Below are 11,819 nucleotides of genomic sequence, written 5' to 3' on the forward strand. Positions count from 1 at the left end.
CCGGCCTTGCGGCCGGGCGGGGTGCTGAACCTGAAAACAAAAACGCCCCCGCCGGATGGCAGGGGCGCTTTTGGGCCGGGCGTTCGGAGAGGGAGGAGGATCCGTCAGCCGGCCAGGGAGATCACTTGCCGTAGACGTGCTCGCGGGCGGCGCCGGGGATGGCGCAGCGGCTGAGGCCGATGTCGGCCAGGTCGCGGGCCGAAAGCGCGCGCAGGGCGTGGACGGTCTGGCGGTACTCGCGGCGCAGCTGCCAGTTCCGGTAAAGACCGGAGGCAACGCTCAGGAAACGGGTGAAAAGACCGGCGGAGACCGGTGCGGAAAGAGTTGAATAAGCCATTGTTCTTGTTCCTTGCTGCGCTGCCGGAGCGTGCCTCCGGCGCGTCGCTTGATCTGTTCGTCTGAAGTGACAGGGAAATAAGGATGGCCCCGCAAGCCCGCAACGGCTGCTTTGGTCTGGCGGCTATGCGGCGGGCGCATAGCACAAATGCGTGAGATATCTTGAAGTCCCTCAATAGAAAACGCCCCCGCCCGGGAAGGGCAGAGGCGCTTTGGCCCGGGCATGAAGAGGAGGAGGAGAGGAGCGCCCGGGAAAAGGGAATTCTTAGCCGTAGACGTGCTGATGCGCGATGTCGGCGATGTCGCTGCGGCGGACGCCGATGTCGGACAGCTCGTGATCGGACAGCGCGTCCAGCTCGTTGTAGGTGCGCTGGAATTCGCGGGCTTTGGTCCAGGAGTCCACCAGGCCCTCAACGGTTGCGCGGATGCGGGCGGTCAGGCTGTGGCCGGTGTGTGCAGCGGAGATAACATGTGCCATCGTTCAGGTCCTTCGTGTCTGATGCCGGGCCTATTCCCGGCGGTCCGTGTTTGGTCGTTTGCTGTGACACCGAGATAGGACCGGGGGATGAGTCGAACAACTGACGGATCGGACTGCCCGCTATGCACGCACTGCAAGGTGCCGCTAAACACCGCATCCTTGCCGATAGAGGCCAGGATCAACAGTCCCCCGCCCGAATCTGCCCGTACCGTCGCATTTCGACCGCCGGTAGGGCACAGTTCCCGCCGAAAGATTGAAGACATCTCCCTCAGCGGCAGCAACCGTCAATCCATCATGCAAGAAATTAGGGATACAGTTCCAGTTCCCCCCAACTGCCTTTGTGACCGGGTTGAAAGACTCCGCGGGATATTTGAAACAGATCCGGTCCGCTTCCTGCCGCACCGAAGCCGGCAGGCTAATCCGGTTGCCCGGATACCAAAGCCAGCTTTGCTCTTCGCTGGCAAAATAGACGATTTGAAACCCGTGCTGCGGATCAAACAGCATCAGTGTCTGATCCGCTGCAGTCTGCGCAACCTTTTGGCGGCCACTGCTTTCAGCAGACATGCATCCTGAGAGCAATGCTGCCGCGCTAATAACTGCCAAGCACCGCGTCAGCACTTCAGGTTCACCTGAGCCCAGGCGTTCCCGGTATGATGCACCTTACGGTCCACAACTGGAATTCGCTCGCGCTTGATATTCAGATGGCTGATGTTTTTACCCAGAACATCGCCGCCGGTGGCTGCGATCACTTTTGCAATCGACGCAGGGTCCGTTACCCGGGTCCCCTTCAGATCGTAGTTACCTACTGTTCGCCCGACGCAGTAGGTACGCTTGGCCACTTCCTTGGCCAGCCTGTGGATCCTGTCAGTTCCCCGGCCGCTGGCAATCTGGACACTTGCCTCTGCTAGCAAGCTGTTCGGAATATCTTCAAGGATTTGGTCGGGAATTCTGTAATCCCTCGAGATCCCTTCAGGCCTTTGCGACACCGGCCGCAGATTCACCTGGAAATAGGCCTCCGGAAGGGAGCGCTGCTGGCTGACCGTTACATGGAACCCGCTGTAAGGTTCGCCTTTCTGGCTGATCTGCATCGATCCGATCTTATGGTAACCCTGCCGCTCAGCTGCTGACGGCCCCGCCCGGAAAGCGGCAATGGTCTGCTCGCGGGACGGTCCTGAAGATCCACAAGCCGAAAGCAGCGCCGCAACGGCCGAAACAATTGATATCAAACGCATTTCATCTCCTGGAAAACACTTTCATGAACTTTCCGGCACCAAAATATAAAAACGCCCCGGTGGCAACCACCGGAGCGTTTTTTGTCTAACAACCGAGAGGGGCTTAGCCGCGCTCTTCGATGATCTGAACCAGGTGCGGGATCGAGTTGACCATGCCGCGGACCGAAGGAGTATCCTCCAGCTCACGGGTCTTGTGCATCTTGTTCAGGCCCAGGCCAACCAGGGTTGCGCGCTGTTTGGCGGGGCGGCGGATCGGCGAGCCGATCTGCTTGACGACGATGGTTTTTGCCATGTCTCTCTACTCCTTACGCTTCAGCTTCGGCAGCTGCCGGTGCTTCATCCCGCTTGGGCAGGATGTCGGCGACCTTTTTGCCGCGGCGCTGAGCCACCGAGCGCGGGCTCTGCTCTTTCTGCAGGCCGTTCAGGGTGGCGCGGATCATGTTGTAGGGGTTCTGCGAACCGATCGACTTGGAGACCACGTCCTTGATGCCCAGCATCTCGAACACGGCACGCATCGGGCCGCCCGCGATGATACCGGTACCTTCCGGTGCGGTCCGCATCACAACTTTGCCTGCGCCGTGACGGCCGGACATGTCGTGGTGCAGGGTGCGGCCTTCTTTCAGCGGCACGCGGATCATCTGGCGCTTCGCCTGCTCGGTCGCCTTGCGGATCGCCTCGGGCACTTCTTTCGCCTTGCCCTTGCCAAAGCCGACGCGGCCTTTCTGGTCGCCAACGACAACCAGGGCTGCGAAGCCAAAGCGCTTACCGCCTTTTACGGTTTTCGACACGCGGTTGATCGCGACCAGGCGATCTGCAAATTCCGGTGCCTCTTCACGCTCGCGGCGGGGGCCGCGGCGGTTTTCACGTTCTGCCATCAGGCATTCCTTTCATAGGGCGCAGTCCAGTAACAAAGGGGGCGCCTGTTCTATCAATCCTTGGTGAACCCGGAACGGGTCCGGGTTCCCGGATCATCGGGGCGGCCCCGAGAGGCCGCCCGCATGGGATTAGATCTTCAGGCCGCCTTCACGCGCAGCGTCGGCCAGAGCCTTCACTTTGCCGTGGAACAGGAAGCCGCCGCGGTCGAAGTAGGCTTCGGTCACGCCAGCCGCTTTTGCGCGCTCGGCGATCGCTGCACCAACTTTGGACGCTGCGTCGATGTTGTTCTTGCCGACAACACCGAGATCTTTTTCCAGGGTCGACGCTGCTGCCAGGGTCACACCGCGCAGGTCGTCGATCAGCTGAACAGAGATGTTCTTGTTCGAACGGTGCACGGACAGACGCGGACGGCCTGCGTTCACTTTGCGAAGCTTGTTCCGGACGCGCAGCCGGCGCTTCAGAAACAGGGTACGTTTGCTGTTTGCCATTTTGCTGGTCCTTACTTCTTCTTGCCTTCCTTGCGGAAGATGAACTCGCCCTTGTAGCGGATGCCTTTGCCCTTGTAGGGCTCGGGACGGCGCCAGTCGCGGATTTTCGCCGCCACTTCGCCCACCTGCTGCTGGTCGATACCTTCCACAACGATTTCAGTCTGCTTCGGTGCGGTGATGGTGATGCCATCGGGTGCAACGAAGTCGACGTCGTGGCTGTAGCCCAGGTTCAGCTTCAGGGTGTTGCCCTGCATCTGAGCCCGGTAACCCACACCCTGGATCTCCAGTTCTTTCTTGAAGCCCTGGGTCACGCCGGTCACGAGGTTGGCCACCTGAGTGCGGGACATGCCCCACTGCTGACGGGCACGCTTGGACTTGCCGCGCGGCTCGATGGTGACAACGTTGTCGTTCACGGAGAGGGTGACGTCGTCGGTTGCGGTGAAGCTGCGGGCGCCTTTCGGGCCTTTCACTTCGATGGTCTGGCCGGACACAGAGGCGGAAACGCCGCTGGGCAGTTCGACCGGTTTCTTACCAATACGGGACATTGCGAGGCCTCCTTAGAAGACGGTGCAAAGCACTTCGCCGCCAACGTTGGCTGCGCGTGCGTTTGCGTCCGACATCACACCCTTGGGGGTGGAGACAATCGACACGCCCAGGCCCTGACGGACCGACGGGATGTCATTGACGCCCATGTAAACGCGGCGGCCGGGCTTGGAGACCCGCTTGAGCTCGCGAATGACAGGTTCGCCGTCGAAGTACTTGAGGCTGATTTCGATGGCCGGGTGGCCATTTTCACCAGTCATCTTCTCATAACCGCGGATGTAGCCCTCGTCTGCCAGCACGTCCAGCACCCATGCCCGCAGCTTGGAAGCCGGGGTCATGACGGTGGATTTGCCGCGCATCTGAGAGTTACGGATACGGGTGAGCATATCGCCGATAGGATCGTTCATATCAGTCTCTCCCTTACCAGCTCGATTTCACCAGGCCGGGGATCTGACCAGCAGAACCCAGCTCGCGCAGCGCAATACGGCTGACCTTCAGCTTACGGTAGTAAGCGTGCGGACGGCCGGTGAGCTGGCAACGGTTGTGAAGACGGGTTGCCGACGAGTTGCGCGGCAGTTTCGCCAGTTTCAGACGCGCCTTGAAGCGCTCTTCCATCGGGCGAGATTCGTCGTTTGCGATTTCTTTCAGCTCGGCACGCTTTGCGGCGTATTTTGCCACCAGGCGCTCGCGCTTCTTCTCGCGTTCGATCATGCTTTTCTTAGCCATGGTCTCTATCCTTCCCGCGCTTAGCTGTTGAAGGGCATGTTGAAAGCTTTCAACAGCGCCTTTGCTTCCGCGTCGGTTTTCGCGGTGGTGGCGATCACGATGTCCATGCCCCAGGCTTCGTCGATCTTGTCGAAATCGATTTCCGGGAACACGATGTGCTCTTTCAGGCCCATGGCATAGTTGCCGCGGCCGTCGAAGGAGGTGCCCGAAACGCCGCGGAAGTCGCGGATACGGGGCATCGCAATGGTGATCAGACGGTCGAGGAATTCGTACATCCGGTCACCGCGCAGGGTCACCTTGGCGCCCATCGGCATGCCTTCGCGAACGCGGAAGCCGGCGATGGAATTCTTTGCCACGGTGGTCAGAGCCTTCTGGCCCGCAATCGCGGTCAGGTCGGCCTGGGCGGATTTGGCTTTCTTGCTGTCTTTGACAGCAGCACGGCCGCAGCCGATGTTAAGAACGATTTTCTCCAGCTTGGGGAGCATCATGTCGTTCTTGTAGCCGAACTCTTCTTTCAGGGCGCCACGGATGGTGTCCTTGTAGAGAGTTTTCAGGCGCGGGGTGTAGGTTGCAGCGTCAAGCATCAGACAGTCTCCCCGGTGGTCTTGGCGAAGCGCACCTTCTTGCCGTCTTCCTCGCGGAAGCCGACGCGGGTTGCTTTGCCGTTGCTGTCCAGCAGTGCCAGGTTCGACAGGTCGATCGGCAGTGCCTTGGGCAGACGGCCGCCCTGGCTGTTTTGGGTCTGGCGGGTGTGGCGGATGGCCATGTTCACGCCTTCGACGACGGCTTTGCCGGCTTTCGGGTCAACGGAGGCGATGGTGCCTTCCTTGCCCTTATCGCGGCCTGCCAGCACGACGACCTTGTCGCCTTTACGGAGTTTCGCAGCCATGATTACAGCACCTCCGGAGCCAGCGAGATGATCTTCATGAAGTTCTTCGCGCGCAGTTCACGAACAACCGGGCCAAAGATACGGGTACCGACCGGCTCGTTGTTGTTGTTCAGGATGACAGCTGCGTTCCGGTCAAAACGGATCGCGGTGCCGTCTTCGCGGCGGACTTCTTTGGCGGTGCGCACGACAACGGCCTTACGGACGTCGCCTTTTTTCACGCGGCCGCGCGGGATGGCTTCTTTAACCGAGACGACGATGATGTCGCCAACGGAAGCGTATTTACGCTTGGAGCCACCCAGAACCTTGATGCACTGAACTCGGCGGGCGCCGGAGTTGTCAGCAACATCCAGATTTGTTTGCATCTGGATCATGTGGTTTCTCCCGACCTATGGGGCAGCGATGCGTGCTGGTATCCCCCAGGGTTTCGACTGACTGTTAAGTCTAGCCGCCAGGAGTCTCGAGTGAGACTCTTAGGCTTCCAGAACTTCCCAGCGTTTCGTTTTCGATTTCGGCGCGCATTCGATGATGCGTACGGAGTCGCCGACCTTGAAAGCGTTCTTTTCATCGTGAGCCCGGTATTTCTTGGACTTACGGATGGTTTTCTTCAGAACCGGGTGCGTGAAGCGGCGTTCAACCGAGACGGTGACGGTCTGGGCGTTTGCGTCGCTGGTCACAACGCCTTGCAGGATACGTTTGGGCATTGTGTCGCTCCTTATTCGGCTGCTGCTGCAGCTTTTTCGTTCAGGATGGTCTTGACGCGGGCAGCGTTGCGGCGGGCCGCTTTGATGCCGGAGGTCGATTCCAACTGACCGGTTGCCTGCTGAAAGCGCAGGTTGAAGCTCTCTTTTTTCAGGGATGCGAGCATATCGCGGAGTTCATCCACGGTCTTCTCGCGCAGATCATTGGCGTTCATCGCCTTTGTTCCTTGTCCAAAGCACCAGAAGGCCCCGAGGGTCACCTTTTTACCTGGTGGGTTATGTCAACCGCCCGGAACGGGCAGCAAAAAAGAATCACCTGACCCGGATCCAAGACAGATTGGGTTCAAGCGATGGGTCCCTATAGAGGAGACGGGGGTGAGGGGCAAGGGAAAGATTGGCGGGCCGCCGGGGCGGTCAGATAATCTCATCCTCATCAAACATCGCAGCCCCGTCCAGCTGGGCGTTCAGGCTTTCGATGCGGTCTTCAGCCTCTTCCGGCGCGGACACCTTGGCGATGTGGAACAATGCGTCGCCCTCGTTGACGATGGGCATGTTGGCGCGGCCGATGATCAGGCCGGGCTGGCTGGCGGTCAGCTCCACCTCCTCCTCCCCGAAGGGGTCGGCGACGATGCCCAGCACGTCGCCCTCCTCCACCATTTCGCCGGTGGTCTTGTAGGCGCGCAAGAGCCCGCCTGCGGGGGCACGCTCCCAGCTGCTGTCGCTGGCCTTGACCGGCACCGCCTCGGCCAGCGGCACGCCGTCGTCGGGGATCATGCCCAGCGCATGCATCACCCGCAGGATGCCGGCAACGCCGACGCGGGCGGACTGCTCGTCGAACCGCAGCCCCTCCCCCGCCTCATAAAGCAGGATATCGACGCCCGCCTTCTGTGCCTCCTTGCGCAAGCTGCCGTCGCGCAGCGAGGAGCGGATCACCACCGGCGCACCGAAGGCATCGGCATATTCCAGCGTCTCCTTGGCCTTGGGCGACACCCGGATCTGCGGCATGTTGGTGCGGTGGATGGCAGCGGAATGCAGGTCGATGCCGAGGTCACAGCGCGCCACCACCTCTGTCATGAACAGATGCGCCAGGCGGCTGGCCAGGGATCCGCCCTCGCTGCCCGGAAAGCAGCGGTTCAGGTCGCGCCGGTCCGGCAGGTAGCGGGAGTGGTTGAGGAAGCCGAAGGTGTTGACGATCGGCACCACAATGAGCGTGCCCTTCAGGCGCGAGAACTGGCGGCTGCGCAGCAGGCGGCGGGCGATTTCCACCCCGATCACCTCGTCGCCGTGGATGGCGGCAGAGACAAACAGCGCCGGCCCCTCCTCCGCCCCGTGGATCACATGGGCGGACATGGTGACCGGCGTGTGGTCCGACAACACGCTGACCGGCATATCCACGGTGCGGCGGGTGCCGGGCGGAATGTGGAAACCACCGATTTCAAAAGGGGAACGCCGCGCCATCTATACCTCCCGCAGAGCCATTCCGGGAAGCTAGGCCGCCTTGCGCGCTTTTACAATTGCCGCAGGCTTGGGTTCCGCCCGTTCGCGCCTGAAATGATCCCCCGGATCATTTCCAGGACGGCGCTCACTCCCACTTGTAATTGAAGCTCACCGAAATCCGTTCTTCCTCGGCCATATTCATCGGCACCTCGTGGCGCAGCCAGCTTTCCCACAACAGCACGTCGCCCACATCAGGCTTCATGTAGATGAAGGACTGCAGTTCGCGCCGGGCGTCCTTGGTGCGGGTGGGCGCCGCCATCATCCGGGCCGAGCGCGGGTCCTCCAGCTTGAGCGCCGAGGCGCCGTCGGGCATCGACACATAGGTGGTGCCGGAGATCACCGAATGCGGATGCAGGTGGCTGGAGTGGGTGCCGCCTTCGGGCAGGATATTGATCCAGAGGTCCTCCAGCTTCAGTTCGCGGCCGTCCAGATCGAACTCCAGATCCTGGACAAAGGCCGCCACATGCTGGTCCAGCGACTTAACCAGATCGGCAAAGATCGGGAACCGCCAGGGCAGATCGGTGAGCGATGCATAGGAGGTATAGCCGGGATAGCCGTTGTCCTCGCACCAGTCCTGTCCGGCATCATCATCGCCGGCGATGACAAGGCAGGAGTTTTCCAGTTCCTGCGCGTCAACCGATGGTCCGTATTCGGACAGTTGCGCGCGGTAGAGGCGGGTCACGAAGAGCGATTCAATCTGGGCCATACCAGCGTCTTAGCGCAGCCCGAAGTCCTTGGCGAGATGCATCCTCGCGCTGGCTCGATGCCCCTTTGCAGCCGGTGCCAGCCGGAACAGCTGCCAGAAACGGTCTGAGGCGCCCCCCCCCGGCAGCCCCTACCCGTCCACCACGGTCATCGGGCAGCCGCGGTGCGCATTGGGCATCCCCACATGATGCGGGTTCTGCACAAGGTACCAAACCGGCGCATAGCCGGGTGCCTGGGTGCGCGAATAGGTGCAGCCGTCCGGGGAGGTCCAGTGCGCAGCCCTGCCGTCACGCGACACGCTTTCCTGCGAGATGAAGCTGTTTACCACCTCCCGCTGCGCAACCGGGTTCCGGTAGTTGGTTGCAGGGCCGTACATATTCGACAGGTCATTCCGGTCGAATTCCATCGCACCACAAGCTGACAGACCCAGACTAAGGGCAGCGGGAGCAATTAAGCGCATTACAAGCATTCCTCTTTCAACATCACATTGGTTGTCCTGGCCGAAAACATAGGCACCACCCGCCCTGAGCGGGAGGAAGGCCGAGCCAGCACAACCTTAGGATCACGATGGGAACAAAACCTGCACATTCCGTTAACATCGGGCAATTGCCTTAAATGAGAACAATCCGGCAGGTTTGCCTACCGAGGCTTACCGCAAGTTAACCCGCCCTGGTGCAAGATCCCCGCAAAACCGCAGAAGCGAAGGCACCGGCATATGCACATCATCTACGAAAACAAGTTCCTGCGGGTCGAAGCCCTGAAGCAGCAGCCCGCCCCCGCCGGCAGCCGCGTGCTGCTGTCGTTTCCGGGCATTGGCCAAAAGATGGACCTGATTGATGTGCAAACACCGGAGTTTGCCGGCATCGGCCGCGAATTCGGCAATACGGTCTTTTGCTATGACAAGACCCGGTCGTGGGGGAACCGGTTGGATTGGGATGTGCTGACTGCTGCGGTCAGGCAGGCGGCTGAGGGCAGCACGCTGTATTCGATCGGCAACAGCATGGGCGGTTATCTGGCTATCGTAGCGGGCGCATATTTGCCGATCTCCCGGTCAGTCTCCTTTGTGCCGCAGCTGACGGTCGACCCGGAGGCCGAGCCACATGACAGGCGCTGGCGGATGTACTCGAACTCAATCAAGAGTTTTCCGATGAAGCCCGCCAGCCACTATTTCGCGCCGGAAACCGAATATTTCATCTTCTCCGCCGGCAAGGGAGTGGACGGCAAGCACGCGCAGCTGTTCCCGAAAGCCAGCAACATTCACCACTGGGTCTTCCCTGATGCCGGCCACAGGCTGGCAGCGAACCTCAAGGAACAGGGCGAGCTGCACCGCTGCATTCAAAGCTGCTTCGAAGGGGAAACCGAGGCCGTATTCTCGCAGGAAACACAAAGGCTGAGCCCCGCTGCAGACGCCGGCCTTGAACCGCCTGCCGCGGCTTGCCTGGCCGCTACCGGGCCGCTGAATTCTGCCGCCCCGGCCTGAGCGGCGGCGCTGCGGTGGAATTGCTTTCCACCGCCTAACACAGCGGAGAGGGCGCATAGTCAACAGCCAGTAAAGTTGACAGGCAGGCCCCCCGCGCCCGAATATGGAACCCGGCGGGGGTTCCGGAAATGGAGAGCCAGACACGGCTAGCGGCATTAATTGGCTGGATAAACAGGGCGCCGCCCGGTTCTTCCAGCGAAATGCGGCGCGCATACGGGCTGGCCAGAGCCGGATTTCCGATTGGCCTGTTTTCCCACGGATCGTTCATTTTTCTGTTCTGGTATGCAGACCAGCCGGTGATGGCCGTTTTCAACATATTCTCTACCGTGCTCATTGGGTTCGGGTGCTGGGCTGCCCTGACCCTGCGGGACATCAAATGGCCGACCCTGCTGACGTTCCTGTGCGAAATCCCCGCTCATGCAGCATTTTGCACCTACTACATGGGGCTGGCGCCGTTTTTCCTGAGCTACTTATTCATACCCATACTGCTGTTTCCCATGCTGCCTTACGGACAACCGCTCACGCGGCTGCTTTTGAGCGCACTCTGCGCCATGGCCTTTGTTGCAATGGGGGTTTATGGCACCTTGTCAGCCCCGGTGCGGCCGCTCACGCACGGGTGGACCCTGTTCTTTTTTGTCTTCAACACAGCGCCGATCATTCCAATGCTTGGCGTGTTTGCCGCCCTCTACGCAACTGCCGCCACCCGGGCAGAAAGGGAAATGGAAAAGGAATTCCAGCGCGCCGAAAATCTCTTGCTGAACATTCTGCCCGAGCCGATTGCCGCGCGCCTGAAAGACGACCCGCATCTGATTGCCGATGAACACCCAAGCGTATCAGTGCTGTTTGCCGATATCGTGAACTTCACGGAAACCTCCGGCAGGCTGACACCGCCCGAGATTGTGCAGACCCTGAATGCAGCGTTTTCGCGTTTCGATACACTGGTCGAGAAGCACGGCTGCGAGAAGATCAAGACGATCGGGGACGCCTATATGGTGGTTGCAGGCCTGCCCGAACCGCGCGAAGATCACGCCCAGGCCATGGTGTCACTGGCGCTGGACATGATTGACGCGGCGCAAGAGATAAACGAGTCCGGCCAGTTCCCGTTCAGCATGCGCATCGGCATCAGTTCGGGGCCAGTCGTGGCCGGCGTGATCGGGGAACGGAAGTTCGCCTATGATCTGTGGGGGGACACCGTGAACGTGGCCTCGCGCATGGAGTCGCATGGCCGGCCGGGCATCATCCAAATTACCGAAGCAACCCGGGGCCATCTTGGGGATGAGGTGCAGATCGACCCGCTGGGCGATGTGGAGATCAAGGGCAAGGGCCGGATGCGGACATATACAGTGTCCAGAGGCTTTGCGCCCTGACTGGTAGTGCAGGCGCACAACAAAGGAAAACCCCCGCCGGTGTCCCGGCGGGGGTCAAACGTTCACGAACGGGGTTTCCCCCAGCCGCTTACCAGTCTTCGCGGACCACGACGCGGGTCTTGACCGGCAGCTTCATCGCCGCCAGGCGCAGGGCCTCGCGTGCGATTTCATCGCTGACGCCGTCGATCTCGAACATCACGCGGCCAGGCTTAACCTTGGCTGCCCAGTAGTCCACGGAGCCTTTACCTTTACCCATACGGACTTCGGTCGGCTTCGAGGTCACCGGAGTGTCCGGGAAGATACGGATCCAAACACGGCCCTGACGCTTCATGTGGCGGGTCATGGCACGGCGGGCAGCTTCGATCTGGCGTGCAGTCACACGCTCAGGCTGGGTTGCCTTCAGGCCATAGGTGCCGAAGTTCAGGTCGGAACCGCCTTTTGCCAGGCCGTGGATCCGGCCCTTGTGCATTTTGCGGAATTTAGTGCGCTTTGGCTGAAGCATCT

General features: G+C 60.7%; 22 protein-coding genes. 2 read left to right on the top strand and 20 right to left on the bottom strand.

Features of this window, described 5'->3' with window-relative positions; all coding sequences use genetic code 11:
- Positions 1–121 precede the first annotated feature (121 nt).
- The 18 genes from RA21_RS20050 to RA21_RS20135 form a co-directional block, all read right to left on the bottom strand.
- Positions 122–337, bottom strand: a complete 216-nt coding sequence (locus tag RA21_RS20050; protein ID WP_039152139.1) for a DUF1127 domain-containing protein — start codon at positions 335–337, stop codon at positions 122–124.
- Positions 338–601: 264 nt separating this feature from the next.
- Positions 602–814, bottom strand: coding sequence for a DUF1127 domain-containing protein (locus RA21_RS20055; RefSeq protein ID WP_019298005.1), 213 nt, complete (start codon positions 812–814; stop codon positions 602–604).
- Between the two features lie 144 nt (positions 815–958).
- Complete coding sequence (locus RA21_RS20060; RefSeq protein WP_019298004.1) at positions 959–1,378, bottom strand: hypothetical protein; 420 nt, start codon at positions 1,376–1,378, stop codon at positions 959–961.
- Positions 1,379–1,425: 47 nt separating this feature from the next.
- Complete coding sequence (locus tag RA21_RS20065) at positions 1,426–2,046, bottom strand: hypothetical protein (protein WP_152610598.1); 621 nt, start codon at positions 2,044–2,046, stop codon at positions 1,426–1,428.
- 103 nt (positions 2,047–2,149) lie between these two features.
- Positions 2,150–2,338, bottom strand: coding sequence for a 50S ribosomal protein L30 (gene rpmD, locus RA21_RS20070; protein WP_019298002.1), 189 nt, complete (start codon positions 2,336–2,338; stop codon positions 2,150–2,152).
- 13 nt (positions 2,339–2,351) lie between these two features.
- Positions 2,352–2,921 carry a 30S ribosomal protein S5 gene (rpsE, locus tag RA21_RS20075; protein WP_019298001.1) on the bottom strand — a complete coding sequence of 190 codons (570 nt, stop codon included), beginning with the start codon at positions 2,919–2,921 and terminating at the stop codon, positions 2,352–2,354.
- A 129-nt stretch (positions 2,922–3,050) separates the two neighbouring features.
- Positions 3,051–3,410, bottom strand: coding sequence for a 50S ribosomal protein L18 (rplR, locus tag RA21_RS20080; RefSeq protein WP_019298000.1), 360 nt, complete (start codon positions 3,408–3,410; stop codon positions 3,051–3,053).
- An 11-nt stretch (positions 3,411–3,421) separates the two neighbouring features.
- Positions 3,422–3,955, bottom strand: a complete 534-nt coding sequence (gene rplF, locus RA21_RS20085) for a 50S ribosomal protein L6 (RefSeq protein ID WP_019297999.1) — start codon at positions 3,953–3,955, stop codon at positions 3,422–3,424.
- 12 nt (positions 3,956–3,967) lie between these two features.
- Positions 3,968–4,360 carry a 30S ribosomal protein S8 gene (gene rpsH, locus RA21_RS20090; RefSeq protein ID WP_019297998.1) on the bottom strand — a complete coding sequence of 131 codons (393 nt, stop codon included), beginning with the start codon at positions 4,358–4,360 and terminating at the stop codon, positions 3,968–3,970.
- A 13-nt stretch (positions 4,361–4,373) separates the two neighbouring features.
- On the bottom strand, positions 4,374–4,679 hold the full coding sequence (rpsN, locus tag RA21_RS20095; protein ID WP_019297997.1) for a 30S ribosomal protein S14: 306 nt from the start codon (positions 4,677–4,679) through the stop codon (positions 4,374–4,376).
- Between the two features lie 20 nt (positions 4,680–4,699).
- Positions 4,700–5,263 carry a 50S ribosomal protein L5 gene (rplE, locus tag RA21_RS20100; RefSeq protein ID WP_039152141.1) on the bottom strand — a complete coding sequence of 188 codons (564 nt, stop codon included), beginning with the start codon at positions 5,261–5,263 and terminating at the stop codon, positions 4,700–4,702.
- Positions 5,263–5,568 carry a 50S ribosomal protein L24 gene (rplX, locus tag RA21_RS20105; RefSeq protein ID WP_019297995.1) on the bottom strand — a complete coding sequence of 102 codons (306 nt, stop codon included), beginning with the start codon at positions 5,566–5,568 and terminating at the stop codon, positions 5,263–5,265. Before rplX ends, rplE begins: the two co-directional genes overlap by 1 nt.
- A gap of 2 nt (positions 5,569–5,570) precedes the next feature.
- Positions 5,571–5,939, bottom strand: coding sequence for a 50S ribosomal protein L14 (gene rplN, locus RA21_RS20110; RefSeq protein ID WP_005621870.1), 369 nt, complete (start codon positions 5,937–5,939; stop codon positions 5,571–5,573).
- 99 nt (positions 5,940–6,038) lie between these two features.
- Complete coding sequence (gene rpsQ, locus RA21_RS20115) at positions 6,039–6,269, bottom strand: 30S ribosomal protein S17 (RefSeq protein ID WP_005621877.1); 231 nt, start codon at positions 6,267–6,269, stop codon at positions 6,039–6,041.
- Between the two features lie 11 nt (positions 6,270–6,280).
- Positions 6,281–6,481, bottom strand: coding sequence for a 50S ribosomal protein L29 (rpmC, locus tag RA21_RS20120; protein WP_019297994.1), 201 nt, complete (start codon positions 6,479–6,481; stop codon positions 6,281–6,283).
- Between the two features lie 199 nt (positions 6,482–6,680).
- Entirely contained in the window at positions 6,681–7,724 is a 1,044-nt protein-coding gene (locus tag RA21_RS20125) for a succinylglutamate desuccinylase/aspartoacylase family protein (protein ID WP_039152142.1), read from the bottom strand.
- 124 nt (positions 7,725–7,848) lie between these two features.
- Positions 7,849–8,469 carry a 2OG-Fe(II) oxygenase family protein gene (locus RA21_RS20130; RefSeq protein WP_039152144.1) on the bottom strand — a complete coding sequence of 207 codons (621 nt, stop codon included), beginning with the start codon at positions 8,467–8,469 and terminating at the stop codon, positions 7,849–7,851.
- Between the two features lie 129 nt (positions 8,470–8,598).
- On the bottom strand, positions 8,599–8,874 hold the full coding sequence (locus RA21_RS20135) for a hypothetical protein (RefSeq protein WP_039152146.1): 276 nt from the start codon (positions 8,872–8,874) through the stop codon (positions 8,599–8,601).
- A gap of 309 nt (positions 8,875–9,183) precedes the next feature.
- On the opposite strand from RA21_RS20135, the gene RA21_RS20140 reads away from it, so the two are divergent.
- Complete coding sequence (locus RA21_RS20140) at positions 9,184–9,948, top strand: hypothetical protein (protein WP_039152147.1); 765 nt, start codon at positions 9,184–9,186, stop codon at positions 9,946–9,948.
- 34 nt (positions 9,949–9,982) lie between these two features.
- On the opposite strand, the gene RA21_RS23075 is transcribed toward RA21_RS20140, so the two are convergent.
- Complete coding sequence (locus RA21_RS23075; protein ID WP_206540075.1) at positions 9,983–10,282, bottom strand: hypothetical protein; 300 nt, start codon at positions 10,280–10,282, stop codon at positions 9,983–9,985.
- On the opposite strand from RA21_RS23075, the gene RA21_RS22145 reads away from it, so the two are divergent.
- Positions 10,275–11,315: an adenylate/guanylate cyclase domain-containing protein gene (locus RA21_RS22145; protein WP_206540076.1), complete on the top strand. Its 1,041-nt coding sequence runs from the start codon at positions 10,275–10,277 to the stop codon at positions 11,313–11,315. The genes RA21_RS23075 and RA21_RS22145 overlap by 8 nt on opposite strands.
- 88 nt (positions 11,316–11,403) lie before the next feature.
- Here RA21_RS22145 and rplP read toward each other — a convergent pair whose 3' ends face one another.
- Positions 11,404–11,817 (bottom strand): 50S ribosomal protein L16, encoded by a 414-nt coding sequence (gene rplP / locus RA21_RS20150; RefSeq protein ID WP_019297988.1) that lies wholly within the window; start codon positions 11,815–11,817, stop codon positions 11,404–11,406.
- Positions 11,818–11,819 lie beyond the last annotated feature (2 nt).

Source organism: Leisingera sp. ANG-DT, assembly GCF_000813785.1.
Taxonomy (GTDB): Bacteria; Pseudomonadota; Alphaproteobacteria; order Rhodobacterales; family Rhodobacteraceae; genus Leisingera.